Annotated in this window: 16 protein-coding genes and 2 pseudogenes; 6 read left to right on the top strand and 12 right to left on the bottom strand. The window is 65.0% G+C overall.

What is annotated here, in order from left to right:
• Positions 1-443 precede the first annotated feature (443 nt).
• From pelG to B4F51_RS02790, 7 genes are read right to left on the bottom strand one after another with little or no spacing between them, the layout of a single operon-like run.
• Positions 444-1814, bottom strand: coding sequence for an exopolysaccharide Pel transporter PelG (gene pelG, locus B4F51_RS02820; RefSeq protein WP_296223569.1), 1371 nt, complete (start codon positions 1812-1814; stop codon positions 444-446).
• The gene (gene pelF, locus B4F51_RS02815; protein ID WP_296223568.1) at positions 1814-3421 is read right to left on the bottom strand and encodes a GT4 family glycosyltransferase PelF; all 1608 of its coding nucleotides are present in this window, start codon (positions 3419-3421) and stop codon (positions 1814-1816) included. The genes pelG and pelF overlap by 1 nt, the downstream gene beginning before the upstream one ends.
• Complete coding sequence (locus B4F51_RS02810; protein WP_296223567.1) at positions 3418-4404, bottom strand: tetratricopeptide repeat protein; 987 nt, start codon at positions 4402-4404, stop codon at positions 3418-3420. Before B4F51_RS02810 ends, pelF begins: the two co-directional genes overlap by 4 nt.
• 18 nt (positions 4405-4422) lie before the next feature.
• Positions 4423-5907 carry a PelD GGDEF domain-containing protein gene (locus tag B4F51_RS02805; protein ID WP_296223566.1) on the bottom strand — a complete coding sequence of 495 codons (1485 nt, stop codon included), beginning with the start codon at positions 5905-5907 and terminating at the stop codon, positions 4423-4425.
• On the bottom strand, positions 5907-6467 hold the full coding sequence (locus B4F51_RS02800; RefSeq protein WP_296223572.1) for a penicillin-binding protein activator LpoB: 561 nt from the start codon (positions 6465-6467) through the stop codon (positions 5907-5909). The genes B4F51_RS02805 and B4F51_RS02800 overlap by 1 nt, the downstream gene beginning before the upstream one ends.
• Positions 6468-6526: 59 nt before the next feature.
• Positions 6527-10570: a tetratricopeptide repeat protein gene (locus tag B4F51_RS02795; RefSeq protein WP_296223565.1), complete on the bottom strand. Its 4044-nt coding sequence runs from the start codon at positions 10568-10570 to the stop codon at positions 6527-6529.
• Entirely contained in the window at positions 10557-13397 is a 2841-nt protein-coding gene (locus B4F51_RS02790; RefSeq protein WP_296223571.1) for a bifunctional glycoside hydrolase 114/ polysaccharide deacetylase family protein, read from the bottom strand. The genes B4F51_RS02795 and B4F51_RS02790 overlap by 14 nt, the downstream gene beginning before the upstream one ends.
• Positions 13398-13880: 483 nt before the next feature.
• On the opposite strand from B4F51_RS02790, the gene B4F51_RS02785 reads away from it, so the two are divergent.
• A complete protein-coding gene (locus tag B4F51_RS02785; protein WP_296223570.1) occupies positions 13881-15209 on the top strand; it encodes a hemolysin family protein in 1329 nt (442 codons plus the stop codon).
• Here the strand turns inward: B4F51_RS02785 and B4F51_RS02780 are convergent.
• The 3 genes from B4F51_RS02780 to B4F51_RS02770 form a co-directional block, all read right to left on the bottom strand.
• Positions 15137-15610 (bottom strand): carboxymuconolactone decarboxylase family protein, encoded by a 474-nt coding sequence (locus B4F51_RS02780; RefSeq protein ID WP_296223564.1) that lies wholly within the window; start codon positions 15608-15610, stop codon positions 15137-15139. The two genes, B4F51_RS02785 and B4F51_RS02780, sit on opposite strands and share 73 nt — an antisense overlap.
• The gene (locus tag B4F51_RS02775; protein ID WP_296223563.1) at positions 15522-16049 is read right to left on the bottom strand and encodes a MerR family transcriptional regulator; all 528 of its coding nucleotides are present in this window, start codon (positions 16047-16049) and stop codon (positions 15522-15524) included. Before B4F51_RS02775 ends, B4F51_RS02780 begins: the two co-directional genes overlap by 89 nt.
• Before the next feature lie 141 nt (positions 16050-16190).
• Complete coding sequence (locus B4F51_RS02770; protein ID WP_296223562.1) at positions 16191-16424, bottom strand: signal peptidase; 234 nt, start codon at positions 16422-16424, stop codon at positions 16191-16193.
• A 394-nt stretch (positions 16425-16818) separates the two neighbouring features.
• Between B4F51_RS02770 and B4F51_RS02765 the strand changes: the two genes are divergently transcribed.
• On the top strand, positions 16819-17097 hold the full coding sequence (locus B4F51_RS02765; RefSeq protein WP_296223561.1) for a hypothetical protein: 279 nt from the start codon (positions 16819-16821) through the stop codon (positions 17095-17097).
• Positions 17098-17193: 96 nt separating this feature from the next.
• On the opposite strand, the gene B4F51_RS02760 is transcribed toward B4F51_RS02765, so the two are convergent.
• A complete protein-coding gene (locus B4F51_RS02760; protein ID WP_296223560.1) occupies positions 17194-17538 on the bottom strand; it encodes a hypothetical protein in 345 nt (114 codons plus the stop codon).
• Between the two features lie 131 nt (positions 17539-17669).
• Between B4F51_RS02760 and B4F51_RS02755 the strand changes: the two genes are divergently transcribed.
• From B4F51_RS02755 to B4F51_RS02740, 4 genes and pseudogenes are all read left to right on the top strand, one after another.
• Positions 17670-18482, top strand: a complete 813-nt coding sequence (locus B4F51_RS02755; RefSeq protein WP_296223559.1) for a MipA/OmpV family protein — start codon at positions 17670-17672, stop codon at positions 18480-18482.
• Between the two features lie 32 nt (positions 18483-18514).
• The gene (locus tag B4F51_RS02750) at positions 18515-19237 is read left to right on the top strand and encodes a haloacid dehalogenase type II (RefSeq protein ID WP_296223558.1); all 723 of its coding nucleotides are present in this window, start codon (positions 18515-18517) and stop codon (positions 19235-19237) included.
• 275 nt (positions 19238-19512) lie between these two features.
• Positions 19513-19776 (top strand): annotated as a pseudogene (locus tag B4F51_RS24555) (hypothetical protein); the annotation flags it as partial.
• A gap of 485 nt (positions 19777-20261) precedes the next feature.
• Positions 20262-20645, top strand: a pseudogene (locus tag B4F51_RS02740) (IS3 family transposase); the annotation flags it as partial.
• A gap of 37 nt (positions 20646-20682) precedes the next feature.
• Here B4F51_RS02740 and B4F51_RS02735 read toward each other — a convergent pair.
• On the bottom strand, positions 20683-21157 hold a 475-nt coding region (locus tag B4F51_RS02735), incomplete at its 5' end, for a hypothetical protein (protein WP_296223556.1).

Here is a 21157-nt window from a genome sequence, read left to right as displayed (position 1 = left end):
ACACGGAAATCCTGACACTCCCAGCTAGGGTTGTGGCGGGGGCCCACTAAGAATCCATGCGCGGCATGCGGAGCAAAAACCGCGACTCGCCGAGCTATGAGCTCCATCAGCCGAGAAAAATACTCGGTGCGCCGAGTTCAGAGCTCCACTCGCCGAGAAAAAAGCTCGACGCACCGAGTTCGGAACTCCGTTTTCCGAGAAGAAAACTCGACCCGCCGAGCTCAGAGCCCCGGCCGCCGAGCGAAAAGCCTCGAACGTCGAGTTCCAGGCTGCAACGGCCGGCCCCAAAGCGTCGTGGGGTTGCTGCAAAAGGCAGCAATCGCAAAGCAAAAAGCCTTGCGGCCGACGCTTGGAGCGCCGTGCGCAAGGCTTGATGTGTCATTGCCCGGAGTCCGAGCGCCACATGCGGGGCTCCGGATGGCAGTGAGGGCCAACTGCAAGCCCTACTGCAACATAAACGTCTCGTACTCCAACCGATCCAGCTTCCGATCCAGGATCACCAGACTCGCCATCACCACCAGCAGCAGCGACACGGCAAACCCGTACCCATACCAGGCCGGCCCCAACTGCAGCGTGACCCACGTCAGCGCCCCGTTGAGCGCAACAAACGCCGCTGCCAGCCCCAGCACCACACGCCGCCGGTCCAGGTAGAAGAAGATATTCACCACCCCCAGGAACACCACCTGCAAGCTCGCGGCGATGGTGTCGACATACAGCAGCGGCAGATACAGCTCGGAGATCTGCAGCACCCGCAGCACCGAAGCCCCCACGGCAAACAGCACCAGCGCCGCCATCGCCTGGATCTTCACGATCTCGTACAGGCCCGCGCGGATGGTCTGCACCATCGTGTTGCGCATGTCTTCAATATGCTCCAGCGACGCGCCGCCCCGCACGGCATCGTAGAAGGCGTTGTAGTACTCGACAAAGTCCGTCTCGATGCGCACGAGGAACACGGCCATCCCGGGGATGATGCCGAGGTACGCCAGGAACACCGGGATGTCATAGATGACCGACGCATGCAGCGGCCCGATCACCTGCCGCCCGGTGCCCGGCGCATACCAGAACATGAACTTGTCGAGCCAGATGCCGAGGTTGTACAGCAGCCCGATCAGCATGAGCGACGGATACGCAAAGCGCTTGTCAAACACCTCGAACGACAGAAAGCGCCGCCCGCTGAAGTTGCGGTAGATGAGCCCGGCCATGCCGATCAGCAGACACAACTGCCCCAGCACGAAGCCCAGCAGCAAGCCCTCCAGCCCCGCGCGGTTGAACAGCAACGCCAGCAGCACCGTGAGCGTGTAGCCGATCAGGAAGATCCACAGGATGGCCTTGTACTGCTTCATGCCCGACAGGAAGATCACCGCAATCCAGATGTTGGCCATGACCACGAAGCCGGCCAGCATCAGCACCCGGTAGATGGCCGACTGCTGCGGGAATGCGGACAGCATGACCACCAGCCCCAGCCCGCCCGCGATGAGCGTCGTCACGAACGACACGGCGTGGTAGTTGGGCAGAATGAGATCGTCTTGCTTTTCGAAAAACCGGTCAGACGCAAAGCGCGTGAAGGCAAGCTGCAGCGGGCCGGTCAATATTAGGCTCACCGCAATCAGGTAGGTGACCGACACCTGGAATTGCGTGATGAGCGAGCTGGGAATCACGAACGGCAGGCTCAGGATACCGATCAGCAGAATCCCGACGATGGAGAGAATCCACGGCCCCGAGCTGATGATGCCAGCGTAGGTGTAGGCGCGCAGCAGCCCGAGCAGGCTGTCACGCTTGAGCATCTTGCGCAGTTCAAAACCGATGCCGGCCATCAGTGCGCTCCCTTCTTGCCAGCCTGCCCCGCGTGGTACGGGCAGGCTGCGGCGGCGGTCTTGGCGCCGTGCTCGACAGACAGATCGGGCAATGCGTGCAGGCGGTCGTACAGCTCTCGGTAGGCGCCGACCATCATCTCCTGCGTGTAATAGCGCTCGACGCGAGCGACACCGGCAGCCTGCGCGGCGTGCCAGCGGTCTTCATCGCGCAGCAGCGTGAGCACCTCGGCGGCCAGCGCAGCCGGGTCGGCAATGCGCACCACGGCGCCGGCCGCGCCCAGCGCGGCGTCCTCGCCTTCCAGGCCAAACAGCAACTGGCGGCAGGAACCGACGTCCGTGGTGACCGACGGCACGCCTGCGGCAAACCCTTCCAGCACCACCAGTGGCAGCGCCTCGCTGATGGAACTCAGCACCAGCACGCCCACCTTGGGCAGGATGTCGTCGATCTTCTGGAAGCCGAGAAACTTGATGCGGTCGCCCAGGCCCAGGCTCTCGGCCAGGCTGTGGCATTCCTGCGCGTATTCCGGATCTTCGTCTTCGGGCCCGGCGATCCAGCCTTCGGCGTCGGGCATCTCGCGCGTGACGGTCAGCATGGCGCGGATAAAGGTCTTCACGTCCTTGATCGGCACCACCCGGCCGATCAGGCACATCACGTGCGGCACCTTGGCGGGCCGTTTGTCGCGCAGCGCGGCCAGGCGCGGCAGGTTGATGCCGTTGGGGATGCTGCGCGTCTTCTCTTCCGGCGCGCCGTCGATCACCTGCCGCTGCCGGTTGCCCTCGTACAGCGCGATGATGTCTTCGGCGGCGTCATAGCAGACGCGGCCCATGGTCTCGAAAAAGCGCACCCACAAGTCGCGGAAGTAGCTGATTTGCGCGATGTCCTTTTCAAAGATGCTGCGGTTGTCGCGAATCCACTGGCTCTGGAACAGGTCGATCTTGCGTTCCTTGGTGTAGATGCCGTGTTCCGACACCAGCAGCGGCCGCCCGCGACGGTAGCGCAGCAGCGCGCCCAGAAAACCCGCATAGCCCGTCGAGATGGTGTGAAACACCTTCACCGGGATCAGGTTCTCGGCAATGCGCACGAGCTGCCACAGCGGCTTGTGCATGATGCGCACGGTCCAGAAGTAGTCCGTGAACGACGGATCGGTGCAATAGCGCCGGTAATAGTCCGTCATCATGTCCCACGCGCGATGGCTGTAGAGGAACTGGTCCTCGGCCAGCGGGCCATCGTCGCGCAGGTCGTCGATGGCGGCGCGGATCAGGTGGGCCGTGTCGTTGTGGTGTGCGGGGTTGCGCAGCGCATCGTGCAGCTGGCGCGAGCGCTCGAATGCCTTGGCATCACCGCCGCTGGCCTGCACCAGCGGCGGCGCCGGGAAGTCATACAGGTAGTGGCACTCCAGGTGCACCACGTTGTCGGGAATGGCGTAGACGGGCTTGCCGTAATCTTCCCGGCGGCTGCCGATGAAGACGATGGCAAAGCGGACGTCCGGAAACGCCCGGATCATCTGGTTGACCCAGCTCGACACCCCGCCGCTCACGTAGGGAAACGTCCCTTCGAGCAGCAGCGCGATGTCGGCGGACTGGGCGCGTGGAAAGTGATCGCTCATGATATCCAGTAGCGCAACAGCGGGCGCAGCAGCGGCAGCGGCGAGCGGTTGGAGAACTGCGCCAGCGCCGCGCGGGCGCCGGTGTAATCGCGTCTCAGGTAGCAGGCCTCGGCCAGCGGCGGCAGCAGGCGGTCGCGCGGGAAGCCCAGCGCCTCGGCCTGGCGCAGGTGCGCTTCGGCCACGTCAGGCTCACGGCGCGACAGCGCAAGGCGCCCGCGCATGTACCACAGCGCGGCGTTATCGGGCTGAATGCCGAGCGCCGCGCTAGCGTAGCGCTCGACCTGCTCGGCGGTGTAGCGGTAGACGTCGCCCTGCACGAGGTTCTGGTAGATCAGCTCCCAGTACAGGTCGGCTAGGCGCTTGTTGATCTCATAGCGGGCTTCGGGCGTGGTGGCTTCTTCCAGGCGCGGCAGCTCAGCCAGGATCTTCTGCATCAGCACTTTCTCGGCGTTGTCGAGCATGCCGTAGGCCAGCAGGCGGATATCGTCCACCGGGTCGGCCAGCAGGTCCCGCAGCACCGGGCTGGCGGTGCGCGTGGGCATCGACTGCATGGCCACCAGCGCGGTCATGCGGCTCTGCACCGGCGCACGTTCGTTGCTGAGTTGCGCGCGCAGCCGCGCCCCGCCTCCATGCGTCACGCGCGAGATCAGGTGCGCCACAAACACCGGCAGACCGACGTCGGCAATGTCCTTGTCGTCTTCCGGCTTGGGGAACAGCTTGCCGAGCAGCAGGCCGCCCAGCACCAGCAGGCCGCCCGCCACCGGCACAAAGAAGCACAGCGCGACCAGGTAGCCATACGTCCAGACGAACGGCACGCGATAGCGGCGCGGCAGCAGGCGCCAGGCGGCCAGGCCGATGAGCGCAGCGGCAGTGCCCTGCAGCAGCAGGCACGACAGCAGCAGCGCAAGGCTGTTGCCGGCGTGCAGCACCATCACCACCGCTGCGATTTGCGCCGAGATGCCACCGAGCGTGAGCTTGAACATGGTCGCTTGCCTCTCGCCCTACTTGTCCAAGGAAGCATCCAGATGGCAACGCGCCAGGAAACGCACCAGCGCTTCGCCTGGGTGCTCGCCCGTCACATGCAGCGTCTGCGTGCTGATGTGCGCCTCCTCGAAATCGACGCCGAACTGTGCGCGCAGGCTGTCTTCAATGCGCACCAGATAGGCCGACACGGCACCTGCACCGGAGAGCGGCATCAGCGTCACGATGGCGCGGCGTGCCTTGCCACGCGCCTGCCAGACCACGTCCAGCGCGCGACGGCTGCGCAGCACGCTTTCGAACAGTGCGTCGCTGGCCTCGTCCTGATCGAAGATGAGCGCCACCACCGACGAGTCGATGCCCGTATCGCGGTGCAGACGCGCCAAGCGGCCGAGATCGAGCGCGAACTCATACGGCGCATCGGGCACGAGATCCAGAATCTCGGCGCTGACGCTCAGGTGGCGCACGCCGTCGGCGTAGTAACCGAGCAGCACCAGCAGGAACTGCAGGTTCTCGTACGACAGCGACAGGAACGGCATCTGCTGCACGACCACGATACCGATCAGTTCATCGGCGCCCGAGAGCACCGGCGCGCAGGCCACGTAGCGCGAGCCGTCTTCCGGGCTATTCACATTCCGCAGTTCGGGCGCCTGCGGGTGGGCCAGCGTGTGGGTGTCGATGCAATGGCGGATCAGCGGGTCGTCGGCAACGATCTCGAACGGCACGCCAACGCGGGCCACCGGCTCAGTGTCGACCTGGTTGTGCGTCACACGCACCATGGCCGCGACTTCCAACTGGCAGGCCTGCGCCGTCCATTGCAGGAACTGCACGGCGCCGGGCAGTTGGGCTACGTCGGGCTGATTGGCGCCACCGCCATGCTCACGCGCGGCCAGCGCGATGTTGCGCAGTTGCGTGAGGGTGTCGCGCAGCGTGGTCGGCTTGGCCAGCAGGTCGTTCTCCAGCCGCTCGTGCGAGAGGCGCAGCAGGAAGTGGTTCTTGGTGAGCGCCGCCAGGCGGTCGTTCAGGTAACCGTTGACGGTGCGCGCCCGCGACAGCCGCGCACCCCAGATGTCGCCAAACTGCCCACCGACCAGCACCAGCATCAGCCCGCCCAGGAAATACATGCGCGGAAAGTCGCCGGCCTCGGCGGTCTGGCCATAGAACGTCCACCACGCCCCCAGCACCACCAGTGCAGCCATGGCGCCCAGCAGCGTGCCGTAGCGCAGCGCCAGGATGAGCGGCACCAGCCAGATCCAGGGAAAGCCATAACCGAGCAGCAGCGGGTTGTCCGGCACGAACAGCCAGACCACGCCGATGGCGACCACCATGGCGCCCAGCGTCTCCAGCACGGCGCTCGGGCTGGAGACGGCCGGCGCAATCAAGCGCCCATACCAAGTGGACGCACCGATCCCCTGCGCGTTGCGCCGGCGATCGCGCCCGCGCGCCTCGGCGGCGGCAGACTGCATGCCCGGCCCGCCTTTCATCCCGGCTTCGGTTCCAGTCTTCATCAGCCCCGGCCCAGCGGCGAAAGCAACTCGCGCAGCAGCTTCTGCGCCACGGCCGACACGGCATCGCGGCTCCAGCCGGTGCGGCTGCCGGCGGCGCTCCAGATCACGTTGCCGCTCTGCACGTCGATCACCTGCAGCGTGATGCCGACGGCGGGCTCGCCGTCCACGCCCACCTTGTAGCGCCACTCGTCCACCGCGCCGGTCAGGGCGTAGCGGGCTTTCTCGCCGCGCGCCCAGTCCAGTGCACGGGCCACGGCCTCGCGCTCGGCCGGCTCGAACAGCGATTCACTGTTCAGGTTGGCCGGATACTGCTTGAGGTTGGTAAAGCCGCGCGCCTTCAGGATGCTCGCGGCGATGGTTTCGGCGCGCATGCCGGCCTGCGGCGTCTCAGTGTAGTTGACGATGGGCAGGACCACCCACGCGTCCGACGCACTGGTTGCCGGCGCACGGCCGCTGTCGACCACCGCGCAGGCGGACAACGCGAGCACCATGCCGACGCCCGCAGCGGCGGCGAGCCAGCGGCGGCGGCCGGCCTTCATCTTGTCGAGCAACGATGTCATCGGTTTCTCCAGAATGTTCTTCATGTCGTGCTTTCCCCGTTCTTTTGTTGTGTCTCTTGTCAGTACAGCCAGCGGTAGCGCAGGCCGATTTCCGTCAGCGGCGCAGTCCCCGACCGCGTGATCGATTGATGCTCGATGTACAGCGCCAGATGGTCGTTGCCGAACACGCTGCCCGCCACCCCGAGCTGAACCTGCGTACCCCACCCTTCGCGGTTGTCGTGCAGCACGCCCACATCCATGAACGGCCGCCAGGCACGGGTATAGCGATCAAGATAGTCCGTACCGAAGCCGAACAGCATGCCGAACTGCATGAACGAGCGCGGCATGATCTGCTCGACATCCGGCGCGGCGCCAGCCGGCAACAGGCGCGCCATCAAGGGGCTGACCGTGCCCGAAGCGTTATAGCGTGCGTACGTGCCGACCACGCGGATCGTGTAGTCAGGATATTCCACGCGGAAGCGGTGGCCGATCTCGCCGTCGAAGACCATGCCGCTGCCCAGGAACGAGCGATCCTGCCCATAGAAGCGGTCGCCCTCCACACGGGCGCGCACGTATTCGTTTTGCGTCAGGCGCCAGTTGTTGCCGATCGAGAAGAGATCCTTGACGCCGCCCACACGCAGTTGCGGCGTTTCATTGGCCGGCTGGTTGCGGCCGATCGACAGCTCGGTGCCCACCGGCCCGGCCTGCCCGAGCAGCCCGTCCAGCCGGAACGCAGTGAGCGAGGCCAGCCCCTGGCGCCAGCCCACCGTGCCCTTCCACTGCGTGTTCTGCGTCTGGTACTGCGAGATCCAGTCGACGCTGCGGTCCTGCGCGGGCACGCCCGTGAGCTGCGTGTCGTCGGTCGAGCGCTGGTTGCGCTGGGTGGCGCGCAACAGCATGCTGTAGTGGTCGGTCAGGCGGATGCCGGCTGCGGCGCTGCTCTCGAAGTAGGTCAGCGGTGCCTGCTTGAACCACGTCTCGCGCGGCTCCAGTGCCTGGGCATTGGTCAGCAGCGTCTCTTGCACACGCCCGTGGAGCTGGTCGTCGTCGGGCGCCGTGCTCAGGCCTTCAAACGACAGGCGCTGCGCCTCGCCCAGGCGGTCTGTCATCACGTTCGCATCGATGCGGCTGTACAGCGGGATACGGTCGGGCGTGTCGTCCAGCAGGCGGTTGAGCGTCTGCAGATCGTGCTCGGCCAGGGCGATGGAGATTTCGGCATAGGCCGGGCGCGTCATGCGGCGCGCGTATTGCTGCAGCAGCCAGGCACGCGCCAGGTCGTTCGCCTCCTGCGACAACGCCCAGCCGAGCGCCGCCTCCTTGGCGACGGCGGAGACGAGTTGGTCGCTCACACGCGCCGGCTTGCGCTTGTCGGACGGTGTTTCTGGCGGCTCGGGAGGCAGCGTATCGATGTCGCCCAGCTCGGATTGATCCGTGGCGGAACGGCCGCCCTCGCGTGCTTCCTTGGTGGCACGGCGGTCGTCGCGCAGCAGCTCGATCAGCAGGCGCTGCGACAGGTCGCCCGAGCTGAACGTTTGCGCCAGCGCCACGCGCCGGGCCCGCAGTTCGGTGCGGGCCTCTTCTTCCAGCGGCACGGCGTCGTTGTCGCCCACGGTGACGCGCGTACCGACGCGGCGGCCCGCAGGCGCCTTGGTCTTGTCCTTTGCGCCGGCAGCGTCGGCACCCTCGGCACGCCACAGCAGCCACCAGGCCTCGCGACGCAGGCCCCAGGCGGCATCGGCCTGGCCGGCCATCTCGCGCGCATCGGCGTAGGCCAGCAGCCAGAGCGGATCGGTCTGCATCGATTTGCCCTGGCGGCCCAGGAAACGCAACGCGAGGTTGGCGTCGAACAGTTGCAGGCCGGCGGCGGCATAGGCGCCCCAGTAGGCGGAATCGTTTTCGGCTTCGCCACGCCACAGGGCCAGGGCGCGCTTCAACTCAGCGTTCTGCCCAGAGTCGAGCAGGCCCCACAGGAAGGCCGCCTTCACGTCACTGCCGGCATCCGGCAACGTGACGGCGCGGCGCAGGTCGCGCATGGCGGCATCCCACTGGCCGCTTTGGCGGTAGTACTCGGCACGGGCGCCCAGCACGCCGGCGGATTGCTCGGCAGCTTTGCGCTGCGCCGGTGTGAGCGAAGCGAGCAAGCCGTCGATGCGGCGGAAAGCGCGCGCGCGCGTGTAGTAATAGATGGCCTGCTGCAGGTGGACCATCGTGCCGTCCTTGCGGAAGGCCAGTTCGGCCAGGCGGCCGGCGTCGATGGGGCTGGCGTCGTAGAAGTCGATCATCGACGTCAGGTCGTCGGGCTCGGCCGTGCCGCCACTCAGCAACTGGCGGTACGCCTCGCGCGCCAGGTCGTCGCGCTGGTTCAGGCGGGCAAGCTGGGCGAAGGTGCGCCAGTACAGATCGTCCGTCGGCGTGGCTGCCTTGGTGGCTGCCTGCATGGCGGCGAGCGCCTGTTCGAACTTGCCGCGCACGTACAGGATATTGGCGAGCTTGAGCGCGTACTGCGCATTGGGGCCGAATTCCTGTTGCAGGCGCACGTAGGTCTCGTAAGCCTGGTCGTCCTTGCCGGCGCGTTCGGCCAGCATGGCGTAGCGCTCAAGGACGGCCTGCCGGTGCGGCCCACGCGCGATGCTGCTCAGATACGCCAGTCCTTCCACCGGCTCGCCCAGGCGTTCGTAGGCCGCGATGATCTGGTCCAGCAGCTTCATGTCGCCGGGCTGGCGGCTGGCCTGGTAGCGCAGCGCAGCCAGGTAGGCGTGGTCTTCGTTGAGTGCGGGCGCCAGGCGCAGCACGTTGTGCCAGGCTGCCTCGTCGCCGGTCGATTGTGCGTAGGCCAGCCAATAGTTCAGCGCCGCCATCGGCTGGCGGTTCCATTCGGCCACCTGCGCGGCACGCTCGGTCCAGATCTTCAGGTCGGGGCGCTGGCGCACGGCTGCCTCGGCCACGCGCATGGCGTCGTTCAGGTTGCCGCTGCCCATGAAGACGCGGTAGGCGAGATCGTAATCCTCGGCATTGAACGGCGCGATGCCGCGCACGATGGCCTGGGCACCGGTCGGCTGCGAGGACGAAGCGCCGGCATCGCCAGCCTTGTCGGCAACGTGGCGGATGCGTGCGGCGTGGCGCTCGCGACGGGCCAAGCCTTCCGGACCATCCATGAACACCACGTCTGCCGGCGACGGCAGGGGCTCCGGCCGGCCGGCAAATGCCCAGTCATGACGCGCGCCATCGGCCGCCAGGGCTGCCAGGGCCACGCCTTCCTCCGTCCGATGCCACGACAGATGCAGCAGACGGCGCGCGTATTGATCCGCCAGGTCGGGGCGGTTGCAGGCCATGGCCAAGCGCGTGAGGAAGCGCAGCGTTTCGGTATCGTCGATCAACGGGCCGACGCGGCGCTGCGCTTCGGTCATGGCGTCGTCGAGCAGGTTGCCGCTTTGCAGCGCCTTGAGCCCGGCGATGAAGTAACGGCGCTGCTCGTCGAGCGACTTGGCGGCATCCTGTGCGGCAAAATTGGCCGCCGCCGCTGCGCGGTATTCGCCCACGCCCAGCGCAATCTCGGCGGTGCGCGCCTGCCACTGCGAGGCACGTGCCACGTCCTGCCTGGCCAGGCGCTGGTAGAACTGCACGGCAATAGCGCCCTGGTCCAGCGCGCGCGCCTTGGTGGCCAGGATTTCCAGCTCGGACGCCGTCCAGCGGTAATCGAGGGCTTGCTTGAGCAGGCCGCGCAGATCCTCCAGCATGGCCGCGCGTTGCGGGTCTTTCGGCTGCAGCGCATAGGCGCGCTGCTCGCGGATGGCGATGTCAAGCAGCAACGCTTCGCGGTCGAGCGACTTGTCGTGCAGCGCGCGCATGCGGGCCACCATGGCCTCGGCGTCTTCCAGGCGGCCGGTGCGCACGTACTGGGCCGCCAGCACGCTGAGGAACTCGCCGTCGTTCGGGCGCACGCGCAGCCAGGCTTCCAGGTAAGCCACCGACAGCGCATCGACCTTCCCGCCTTCGAGCAGGCGCGCCTCCAGACGCTCGCGCGGAAACATCAGGGCGAGCGCCAGCCCGATCAGCGCGCCAAGCGTGCCGATCAGCCAGGCCGGCAACAGCCGTTCACGCGGTGTCAGGTCAGCAGACCACATCGATACGTTGATAGCTCACGGTTTGTGCGGCGGTTCCAGTCAGGTCGACACGCAAGGTGTTGTCTTGTGCGCGGGCGGCACGCGCTGGGCTGCCGTTGACCTGCACACGGCATGCGCCGGCATCGGCCAGGCGCACGAACGGCTTGTAATAACCGCCCGCCTCGAACGTCATGCCGTTGCCGCTGCGCTCGAAGTTGCGCACAAAGGCCGCGGCTTCCGCAATGTACGCCGGCTTGGCCGATGCTGTCTCGGGTGCGACGATAAAGCGCGCCGCACCATCGTCGAGGTGGATATAGAGGCCACCCGCAGCCTGCCCATAACCCGCCACGCCCTGCGCATCGGCCAGGCGCGGCGTGCCGGGCGCCATCCAGCGCAGTTCGCGCAAATCTCCGTTACCGCGCACGACCCAGGTGTCGCCGTTGGCGTCGCCGGGGGTGCCACTTTCGCGGGCGATGGCCATGTCGCGAAAGTCCAGCACCTTGACCACGTATTCGGTCGAGTAGATCGGAAACACTGGCTGCGAGAGCGCGTAGTCGTAGACCTTCTTCAAGGCCTTGAGCGACGCGAGCTTGGTACCGGAGTACATGTGGTAGTAGATATTGATGGGCTTGAACCGATACGGAGTATCGGTCATCTGCAGCGTTTCAATCAGCCGATCGAAACCGTAGAACGGCCCTGTCCAGTCATTGGTATAGACGTTTTCGTTCTGATTGGGCGCAAACACCTGGTAAGCGCCCGGCCCCTTGTCGATGCCCAGCGGCGCAATGTCCGTCCATGACGGCGAGCTGCGCGTGATGGTCGTATCGCCGCCGTTGATGTTGAGCACGCCTGCATCCTGGGCCATGCGCACGGCCACTTCGGGCGGCTGGCAGTCGCCCGACCATTGCAGGATCTTCACGCGCTTGCCCGGCGGCGCCAGACGCTCGTTGATGTAGCCGATGGACCCGCCAATCTCCCGGTCGAGGCTGAACTTGTAACCGGGAATGGACAGCGCGAAGGCTGTGTCACCGCCTCCCCGATCCGCGCCCGGACCGCCCGGGGCGGTGCCCGGCACCGTGCGGCTCCAGTCGAACGGGTGCGAATAGGTATGCGTGCCCAGCTCAACGTAAGGCAGCGCGAACATCTTGCGGGCGATGGCCTCCAGGCGCGGCGTCAGCTTCGGATACAGGCCGCTGGCGCCCACCTCCCCCTCGATGACCGACAGCGTGGTCGGGATGCGGTACTTCTCCCAGACATCCTGCAGCAGCGCCTCGCCCGAGTATTCCGGGCCGGGAAACTCGGCGCGCGAGGCAAAGCCGTCGCCATCGACGTGCACGAGCATCAGGCGGCGGCCGTTCTCGGTGGTCACGTCGGGAATCGGCATGTTGGGCAACGCCAGCGCGCGGCGCAGGAATTCGATGGGCTGCACCACCCAGCGGGCCTGCTCGACGGTATCCATCGAGAACACCGCATATGGGTTCAGCACATAGCCACCCCAGTCGGTGATGGCGGCGGCGTCGAACTCGAAGTTGCCCGACTTCAGGCGCAACAGCGATTGGCCATGGCCTTCGACCAGGATCGGCTGGGCCTCGCGGCGCTCTGGCTGCGGCGCCATCTCGAAGCCCATGATCTTGTCTTGCGACACCACGGTCAGCGGCCCGTTGGCGCGCCCGCGCACGAGCTGCAGCTTGAACATGTCGGCCATGCTGGCGTCCACCGGCAGGCCGAACTGGTTCATGAAGGCGATGTGTACGCCGTCATGGATGCGCTGCCGCACCCACGACGAGAGCGCGGCCACCTGCTTGATCGGGCTGGTGTTGACCCACACCACCACGCCGGCGTAGCGGTCGGGCGGCACGGTGGCGGGCAAAGGCTTGTTGATGTCGGCGTACTCGACGTCGTAGCCGAGAAAGTTGAGCGGCATGGCGACAAAACGCACGCCCTCGCTGGTGTCGATGGTGGCGCGCGGGTCGCGATCCTGCAGGATCAGCACCTTGCGCGGCAGCACCTCGATACGGCCCACGCCAATGGTCGACAACTCCGGATCGGTCACGTACGGAACCAGCCCCTGCGCCTTGATGCGCTTGGCTGTCTCACGCGCGCAGGTGCGGTCCGCCGGCGGGCAGTAATCGATGGCGATCACGGGCAGATGGTATTCGTCGCGGATCTTGCGCGCCTGGCCCATCAGCCATTCGCGGTCGGCGTCGCTCACTTCCTTGTACTGCTTGGCGCCCTGATCCCAGCCTCGATACAACGATTCAAACGCCACCGCATACGCCAGATCATGCACCTGCGGCAGGATCTCGTAACCGCGATTGAAGATCAGCTTCGCCTCCGGATAGCGCGCCTTGATTGCCCGGATTGCGCGCACCATGCCAGCTTCCTGCGCCGCGCGCGCGGCATCGTCCTTGGCGACGATCTGGTACGAATCCAGCGTATCGAGGAAGAAGCCCCGATAGCCCTTGTCCCACAGCGGCTTGATCACGTGATCGACATAAAAGGCCGGCCACTCGGGCTGGGCCTGATCGACCACACGCGAGGCCCAGGCGTCGTTGCGCCCGGACAGCCACGCCTTGGGCAAATTCTTGTACCAGCGGCGAGCGGGCGTGACCTCGCCCACGCTCACGTAGGCATACCACTGCGTCTTGGGTGTCTTGAACTGAGACGGATCGAAACCGTGGTCCGGCTCGACCACCACCGCATCGAAGGCGCGCAACTGTGCCACGGGCGGTTTGTCGCCGTAGTACCACGCGATGTTCGGCGCGCTGGCCGAGATGGAAGATGCAACTCCTGACGCACCTGAACCGGTGGTGGCAGGCGCTTGTTGAGCAAGCGTCACACAAGGCATCGACACCATGGCCGCCGCAAAGAGCGCCGCCAGTCGTCCGATCGTCCCTGCCGTATTCCCCCGTTTCCCCCCGGTGCGCCGCTGTGAACGGCTGAGAACCAACATGACCTTCCACTCCTGCGCAACTGTGTGCACGCGTTAGGCCGATCTGCGCCGGCACTGAGAAGTGGGCGCCTACTATGCTTACGCCCTGCGGAACATCTGTCTTTTTTCTGGATTGCCGCCTGCAAACGCAGGCCCCGCAAGGCAAACCGAGGCAGTATGGTCCGAAGGTGCAAGTATCGCCGATGGCGCGGGTACGCTGCAAACCACTTTTTCGATGACCAAGCCCCACGCTGGGGCATAGACAATTCTTTCGGGTGAGCTCCACCTGTTGCGGTTTGACAAAGCGATCGGCGCTGCACCATGATCAGCCGAAGCCACATTCCCATTCCGAGCGGCAGCGCGACGGCTACGGCACAACCGCGCGCCCGCCCCGCCGTCATGCCCGCCGTCACCCTCATAGCGCTCATCCTGATCAGCGCCTTCTTTTCCGCCTCCGAGATCGCCCTGACGGCCTCGCGCCGCGTCCGCCTGCAGACGCTATCCGACGATGGCGACGCCCGCGCCCAGCACGTACTGCAGCTCAAGGACACGCCCGGCAACTTCTTCACCATCGTGCAGATCGGCGTGAACGCGGTGGCCATCCTTGCCGGCATCATCGGCGACAGCCAGGTCTCTGGGCCGCTGGCCACGTGGCTGGGCGACTGGCTGCCGGCCGCCCGCGCCGAGCGCGTCGCCAACATCGCCGGCTTCATCATCGTGACGAGCGTGTTCATCCTGTTTGCCGACCTGCTGCCCAAGCGCCTCGCGGTGCTCTACCCCGAGCGCTGCGCCTTGGGCATCATCGGACCGATGCGAACGTGCCTGCGCGTGCTGCGGCCGGTGGTGTGGCTGTTTAACGGCGCGGCGGATCTGTTTCTGAAGCTCTTTGGCGTGCCCACGCACCGCGTCGAGCAGATCACCACCGAAGACATCACCGCCATGGTGGGCGCCGGCGCGGAGGCCGGCGTGCTGCGCAAGCACGAGCTGGCCGTCATCGAGAACGTGTTCGAGCTGGAATCACGGACCGTCACCTCGGTGATGACCGTGCGCGACGAGGTCGTCTACTTCACCATCGACGAGCCGCTGGAATCCATCAAGCTGAAGATCATCGCGCAGCCACATGCGGAATATCTCGTCTGCCGCGACGACATCGACTCGGTGCTCGGCTTCATCGCCTCCAAGGTCATCCTGCAGCAGATCCTGTCGGAAGAGTCCTCCGCCGTGATCCGCAACCTCGGTAAGCACTACGACAAGAACCTGCTGGTGCTGCCCGATACGCTCAACCTGTCGCAGGTGCTCACGCGCTTTCGCGAGATGCACCAGAGTTTTGGTGCGGTGATCAACGAATACGGCCTGGTGGTGGGCGTGGTCACGCTGGACGACCTCGTCGGCGCGGTGATGGGCGACATCCTTTACCTGGGCGAGGACGAGCAGATCGTGCGCCGCGACGACGGCTCATGCCTGGTTGACGGTGTCACGCCCATCGGCGACGTCAAGCGCGCCTTCGACCTCGACGACCTGCCCGGCGAGCATCAGGTCGAAACCCTCGCCGGGCTGGTCATTTACGCACTCAAGCGCATTCCCAAGAAGAGCGAAAGCGTCGACATCGGGCCCCTGCGCATCGAGGTGCTCGACATCGACAACCACCGCATCGATCAGTTGCTGGTCTCGCGGCGCACGGGCGAGTCCGACAGCGCGCCGGCCGGCGCCCCGCCCTCGGCGTCATGAGCGGCAAACACTTCCTTGGCAGCAAACATGCCGTTGAGCGCCGCCGGAAAGCCGGCGTATAGCGCCATCTGCAGGATCGTCTCGACAATCTCGTCGCGCGTGAGCCCGACGTTGAGCCCAGCGGCAATATGCACCTTCAACTGCGGCGCCGCATTGCCGAGCGCCGTGAGCGCGGCAATGGTGGCGATCTCGCGCTCGCGCAGCGTCAGGCCCGGCCGGCTATAGACGTCGCCAAAGCCGAACTCGACGATGTAGCGGCCAAGGTCGGGCGAGATGTCCGCCATGGCCTCGACCACGCGCTCGCCGGCCACGTCATCGACTTCCTTGAGCTTTTGCCAGCCCCGGGCGTAGCGGTCGTTTTGCGGGCTGGTGGGATTGGCGTGTTGGGCGATCGTGGTCATGCGCGTCCTCATTCGGTTTGCGTTGGTGTCTGCGAGATGAGGAAGCGGAACCCTGCGCGGCTTCAATCCTGGCCCGGATGCCGTCATAGATGACGAGCTTCTCGCGCAGCATGGCCAGCGTTTCGGTCCGCGCGCGCAGCTCCGCTTCCAGCGCCGCCGCATGCAATTCGAGCATGCTGCGCCGCATAGACACGCTCTCCAGACTGTCGCCCTGCCGCCGCAGCGCAGCGTACTGCTGCATCTGAGCGATCGGCATGCCGGTCTCGCGCAGGCGCAGCAGGAAGGCAAGCCACGTCATGTCTTCAGCACGGAAGACGCGGTGGCCGTTGTCGCGGCGCTGCACGCTGTCGAGCAGGCCGATGCGCTCGTAGTAGCGCAGCGTGTGCGTCGACAGGCCGGTGGTTTCTGCGGCTTGGCGAATGGTCAGGAAAGTGGTCATGAGCGGAGCTTAGAAGTTAGAGCGCACTCTAAGTCAAGCGACTTTATCGCGATTCCCGCCGAAGGCCCAAAACAAAACGCCGGTCCCCATTTTGGAGGCCGGCGCCTTGGTGTGCAGAAAAAGCGGCTGGCTGCGGGTTGATCAACCGCCCACGCCGTACGCGCTCTTGTCCTGCAGCTTCGGACGGTGGTCGCGCTTCTTTTTCTTCTTGTGATGCGTCTTCTTCTCACCTGCAGCCGGCTCCGGAGTCGAAGCAGCGGGTGCCGGGGCGGCGGCAGGCGCAGCCGGCGCGGCCGGGGCCGCAGGAGCGGAAGCCTGCGCGAATGCGCCGGCGCTGAAGACTGCAGCCACGAGGGCGGCCAGGAGCTTGTTCATCGTATTGTCCTTATAAAGAAACTCGATTGCGGCGCACCCGATACCGGGTGGGACGTGACCCAACGCGTCCCGCGCCACTGCCGTTCAACGCGCGAGTCCAGTATCGGGATGACCCGCGCATCACCACGCAGTGTGGTGCACCCTTTTGCCGCTGTCCACACAAACCCTGACGATACGCGGATGCGTGAATCCGCATCTTGATGAGTCTCAACACAAGTTGACAAACACTGCGTAGCACTCCTTCTACATTGTTACGCACGCTTACATCGTGGGCAGAACGCTTACAAACGGCGGTGCACGCCCTCACGATGTGAGGCGTTTTTGGAGGCATGGATCGCAACTGGGACGAGATCCATGTATCTGAAGTCCCGCAATATCCGCTAAGGAGTTTCACATGAAAGTCGCTCAATCCCTGGCCGCTCTGATCGTTGCTGGTGCCTTCGCAGCCCCCGTGTTCGCCGCTGGCACCGCCTCCGCACCGGTCGCTGCCGCTCCCGCTTCGGCTCCGGCCGCTGCGGCGACGACCACCGAGGCCGCTTCGGCACCGAAGGCTGAAGCCAAGCACGCGAAGAAGCGTCACGCGCACAAGAAGGCGCACAAGGCTGCAGCCAAGTCGGAAGCCAAGACCGACGCCGCTTCGGCACCGAAGGCCGCTGAGCCCGCTAAGCAATAAGGCTGGTCTGCGCCATGAAGAACGCCGGGGCATCCCGGCGTTTTTTATGCGCGATCGGAGCCGGCACACTGCTGCCGTGTCGGCCCCGTTGCCGCATCAATGCTGATACGGCAGACGCTTCGTGCCTTCGATCTGCACAGCCTGGAGCTTGTGAGGCTTGAGGCCCAGCTCGCTCAGGATGGTCGGCGCGATCTGGTTGGTGTCGACGCGCTCGTCCACGATGTTCGCGTCGATGCCCGCGCCCCACACCACGATCGGCACGTGGCGATTTTCCGGGCGGAAGCCACCATGTTCGGCGATCTTCGACAGTTTGCTGCCCGCCCACACCGAGCCCTGCTGCGCAATGCCGACCACATCTGGGAAACGGTCGTCGCTGGGCTTCACGCCAAACAGATCAGCCACTTCCTCACCCACCACGAAGCGGCTGGCACCAGCTTGCATGAACGGCTTGGCGACGGCATTGCCGGCGGCGTCCGAGCCAATGCCCGTGCCCGAGTAGCCGAGCAGGAATTGCTTGGCGAACTTAGAATGACGTGCCCGCCGCTTTTCTCTCGACCTCTACCGCTCACCCCATGCTCTCTTCGCGCGTCCTGCCCCGCTTTGTGCTTGCCTGCCTGCTCGTCATCGAGGCGCTCGCCGGCACCAACGCCACGGCACAGACCGCGCCCCCCGCGACGAACGCCGACGCCATTGACGGCGACTGGAGCATCGCCGTCGGCCCGTCCGTGTACGTGGCACCGAAGTACCCGGGCGCAAAATCAAGCTTCGTGTTTCCGTGGATCGATCAGGAGATCGAGTACAAGCGCCGGTTCTTCTCCAAGGGCATGGACTTCCTGGGCGTGTACCTCGCCAACGACGACACCTGGCAGGTGGGCGGCAACTTCCAGTTCGACCCGACCTGGCGCCACGCGCACGACGATGCCCGTCTCAATGGTCTGGGCAACGTCAACGCCACCGTGCGCGCCAAGGCGTTCGCGCAATACACCGTGTCGTTCCTGACGCTGTCCACCGATGCCGAGCAGGACATCCTCGGCAACCGCCAGGGTCTGATCGCCAACGCCGATGCGTATGCCAGCGCGCCGCTCGGCCGCTGGCTCTTTAGCCTTGGCGCGGGCGTGTCTTGGACCAACGGCCAATACATGCGCACCTTCTTCGGCGTGGACGACGGGCAAAGCGCGCACTCGGGCCTGCCGGTATTCGCCACGCATGCCGGCGTGCGCGACGTCCACCTCAACGCCATCGTCACCTGCAAGCTCGACGACCGCTGGACCGCCAACGGCTCGGTGACCGCCGCACGCCTGCGCGGCGATGCGGCCGACAGCCCCATCACCCAGCGTCGCCAGCAGGCCACCGCGATGGCGTCGCTCACCTACCGGTTTCGCTAAGGCTGCCCCCGCCCTTTTCCGAGGAGCCGCGCATGACATTCGACCCGTCAACGCTGAAGGCTCTGTGCTTCGATGTGCAAGGCACGCTGGTGGATTTTTATACCCCGCTCATCGAAGCCGGCGAAGCGCTGGCCGCGCGTCGAGAGTTCGTCGCCGACTGGCCTGAAGTCATTGCACGCTGGCGCGCCAGCTACCGCGCGGGGATGGACGCCATCCTGGCCGGAAACCGCGGCTGGACTTCCACCGACACCATCTATCGTGAAGCACTGGATGCGCTGCTGCACGACTATCCGTGGGCACAGCACGTGAGCGCGGAAGACCGTGATGCGCTCAACGCGACGTGGAGGCGGCTGCGCCCGTGGGCCGATACGGTGCCGGGGCTAAACCGCCTGCGCTCACGCTATCTGACGGCGGCGCTATCCAACGGCAGCATGGCTTCGGTGGTCCGCATTGCACGGCATGGCGGGCTGTCTTTCGATGCCCTCTTGACCGGCGAACTGGTGCAGTCGTTCAAGCCCGATCCGAAGGTTTATGGCCTTGCCATCCGCTCGCTTGGCGTGGCGCCCGGCGAGATCATGATGGTCGCATCGCACAAGTACGATCTGGTGGCCGCCCGCGCGCTGGGCTTGCGCACGGCATTCATTGCGCGGCCGCTGGAGTTCGGCCCCGGGGCGGCGGTCGACACCACGCCCGACCCGACATTTGACTGTAACGTGACCGACCTGGAAACGCTGGCAAGCCAGCTTGGCGCCTAGCGCGCAATCGGTTGCCCGTGTGCCAAACACGCCTTGGCGGCCGCTTGCGCACGAGACAAACACTCATCAAACCAGAACTTCAGCCGCGCGCCTCTCACCCAAATGGAGCATGCTTCTTTTTAGCAACAGGCGTGTTTGCAGTCTGCCTCAACCGCAACGAATTTTTTTGGTAGTCTGTTTTGCAAGCACGCGATCGCCTCCGATCCATGCATGCGGGCAGCGAGCGATGTCTTCATACAAGTGGATGAACACTTGCAAGACAGGAGGGCTTGACCATGTTGCGGTGGATTGCAAACTGGGCTTTGAATCACGCGCCTTCTCCCGAGAAGCAGGCCGAGCGTGCGCTGACTGAATTGCGCATGGAGCTGTACCAGGCGGAACAGCGCGTTCTCGACGCGCAGATGCATGCGGACTACTACCGCGCCCGCCTGACCTTCCTGGAAGAGGTGGTCAAGAAGGGGATCGAGCGAGTCTCCGACCAGCGCAAGGGTAAGCAGGAAAGCGCGCATGCGCTGCGCGCCGGACTCAAGTTCACCGCTGAACTATGGCGCGAGTCACAGTCTCAATCGCAATCCCGTGAATCGCATGCCCTTCGGCGGCGCACCGCGATGTCGTTCATCGATCCGCAGGACGCACCGATCGATGCGCACCGAGATCCGAAGATCCATCACATTTCCGAGATTCCGACAGGCTCGCATTTCGACGGCAACCCACTGCCGCAGGCCAAGCATGTCGCATCCGAAAAACTGTAGCGCGTAAGTTGCGCCAGCGCGCCGGCAAACAAAAAGCCCCTTGGCCGTGAGACCAAGGGGCTTTTGCTACTGCTGGGAGGGTGTCATTCCCATCCAACACGCAATCGTTTGAAAATAAAAGGATTTTCAACATCCCCTTGCAGGGCATACCCCCAGAAATACCCCCAAAGGTATCGGCTACAGTCGGAGCGTATCGGACATAGTCTCTACTCGCCCGAATCGAAGTTCTCATTTCTCACCCGGTGAGCCGCGTATGGTCAAAACACAACACACTGAAGGCCGAGGTGGTCTCGGACGCGCCGCGCATGGCGTGGTTCCGGCGTCGCCCGGCAGCCGGTGTCATCGTGCATAGCGGCCGTGGCAGCCAGTATTGCAGCGGCCTGTTCGAGGATGCGCTCAAAGCCTACGGCATGCGTTCGTCGATGAGCCGGTGCGGTGGCTGCTGGGATAATGCGCCGACCGAAGGCTTGCGGGGCTCGCTCAAGGTTGAGCGCTTGCATGGTCGGCAGTTTGCAACTCGGCGTGCCGCCATGGATAAAGTGGTTGATTGGCTCTACTTCTGCAATGCCCGTCGGCTGCACTCGACACTCAAAAACGTCAGCTCCATGACGTTCGAGAAAAGCTGGGCCACCTCTCAACAAGGCAAAGCGGCCTGACTTTGTCGGCTTTGGGATCCGTGAAACAGGGGCAAGGTCAGCATGGTGCCGCGTCCACAAGTTCAACGTGAGCATTGGGTTCGCTAAGGGAGCGAACATTTACGCCGCAGGATGACGAATTCAGGTCGAACCTTGCCTCGTAATCCTGATTTGCTTTCGGCACAAAAGAAGCAGCTACCGAGCACTGGTACCAGCTCTCAGGCGTCGTCTGGAATACAAGGGTGATGGGCTGATTTGCCTCGACATAGAGTTCAGCGACGTCCTTGCTCGGCGCGTCGGGCATGCTCAACGATCTGCCGCGATAGCCGCTGCTGCCGACGATACCTCCCCAAAGGGTGCCCGCCCCCTTTGCTGACCAGTCAACACAATCTCGTCCAGGAATACCCTTCACAAAGCCATTCGAAATCACGCGCAGCCGTGCTCGATCAGAAGAATCCGCCTCTGACATATTGGTGAACTGCATGCCGAGACCACTGCAACCGGCAAGTAATCGGCCCTGAACAACGCCCTCA

This window comes from Ralstonia sp. UBA689 (assembly GCF_002298975.1).
Lineage (GTDB): Bacteria > Pseudomonadota > Gammaproteobacteria > Burkholderiales > Burkholderiaceae > Ralstonia.
This window is presented reverse-complemented; position numbering and strand designations above follow the sequence as displayed.

Coding starts and splice junctions, on each gene's coding strand:
- pelG (WP_296223569.1), bottom strand. CDS start 1,814: ATGGCCGGCATCGGTTTTGAACTGCGCAAGATGCTCAAGCGTGACAGC.
- pelF (WP_296223568.1), bottom strand. CDS start 3,421: ATGAGCGATCACTTTCCACGCGCCCAGTCCGCCGACATCGCGCTGCTG.
- B4F51_RS02810 (WP_296223567.1), bottom strand. CDS start 4,404: ATGTTCAAGCTCACGCTCGGTGGCATCTCGGCGCAAATCGCAGCGGTG.
- B4F51_RS02805 (WP_296223566.1), bottom strand. CDS start 5,907: ATGAAGACTGGAACCGAAGCCGGGATGAAAGGCGGGCCGGGCATGCAG.
- B4F51_RS02800 (WP_296223572.1), bottom strand. CDS start 6,467: ATGACATCGTTGCTCGACAAGATGAAGGCCGGCCGCCGCCGCTGGCTC.
- B4F51_RS02795 (WP_296223565.1), bottom strand. CDS start 10,570: ATGTGGTCTGCTGACCTGACACCGCGTGAACGGCTGTTGCCGGCCTGG.
- B4F51_RS02790 (WP_296223571.1), bottom strand. CDS start 13,397: ATGCCTTGTGTGACGCTTGCTCAACAAGCGCCTGCCACCACCGGTTCA.
- B4F51_RS02785 (WP_296223570.1), top strand. CDS start 13,881: ATGCCCGCCGTCACCCTCATAGCGCTCATCCTGATCAGCGCCTTCTTT.
- B4F51_RS02780 (WP_296223564.1), bottom strand. CDS start 15,610: ATGACCACGATCGCCCAACACGCCAATCCCACCAGCCCGCAAAACGAC.
- B4F51_RS02775 (WP_296223563.1), bottom strand. CDS start 16,049: ATGACCACTTTCCTGACCATTCGCCAAGCCGCAGAAACCACCGGCCTG.
- B4F51_RS02770 (WP_296223562.1), bottom strand. CDS start 16,424: ATGAACAAGCTCCTGGCCGCCCTCGTGGCTGCAGTCTTCAGCGCCGGC.
- B4F51_RS02765 (WP_296223561.1), top strand. CDS start 16,819: ATGAAAGTCGCTCAATCCCTGGCCGCTCTGATCGTTGCTGGTGCCTTC.
- B4F51_RS02760 (WP_296223560.1), bottom strand. CDS start 17,538: ATGCAAGCTGGTGCCAGCCGCTTCGTGGTGGGTGAGGAAGTGGCTGAT.
- B4F51_RS02755 (WP_296223559.1), top strand. CDS start 17,670: ATGCTCTCTTCGCGCGTCCTGCCCCGCTTTGTGCTTGCCTGCCTGCTC.
- B4F51_RS02750 (WP_296223558.1), top strand. CDS start 18,515: ATGACATTCGACCCGTCAACGCTGAAGGCTCTGTGCTTCGATGTGCAA.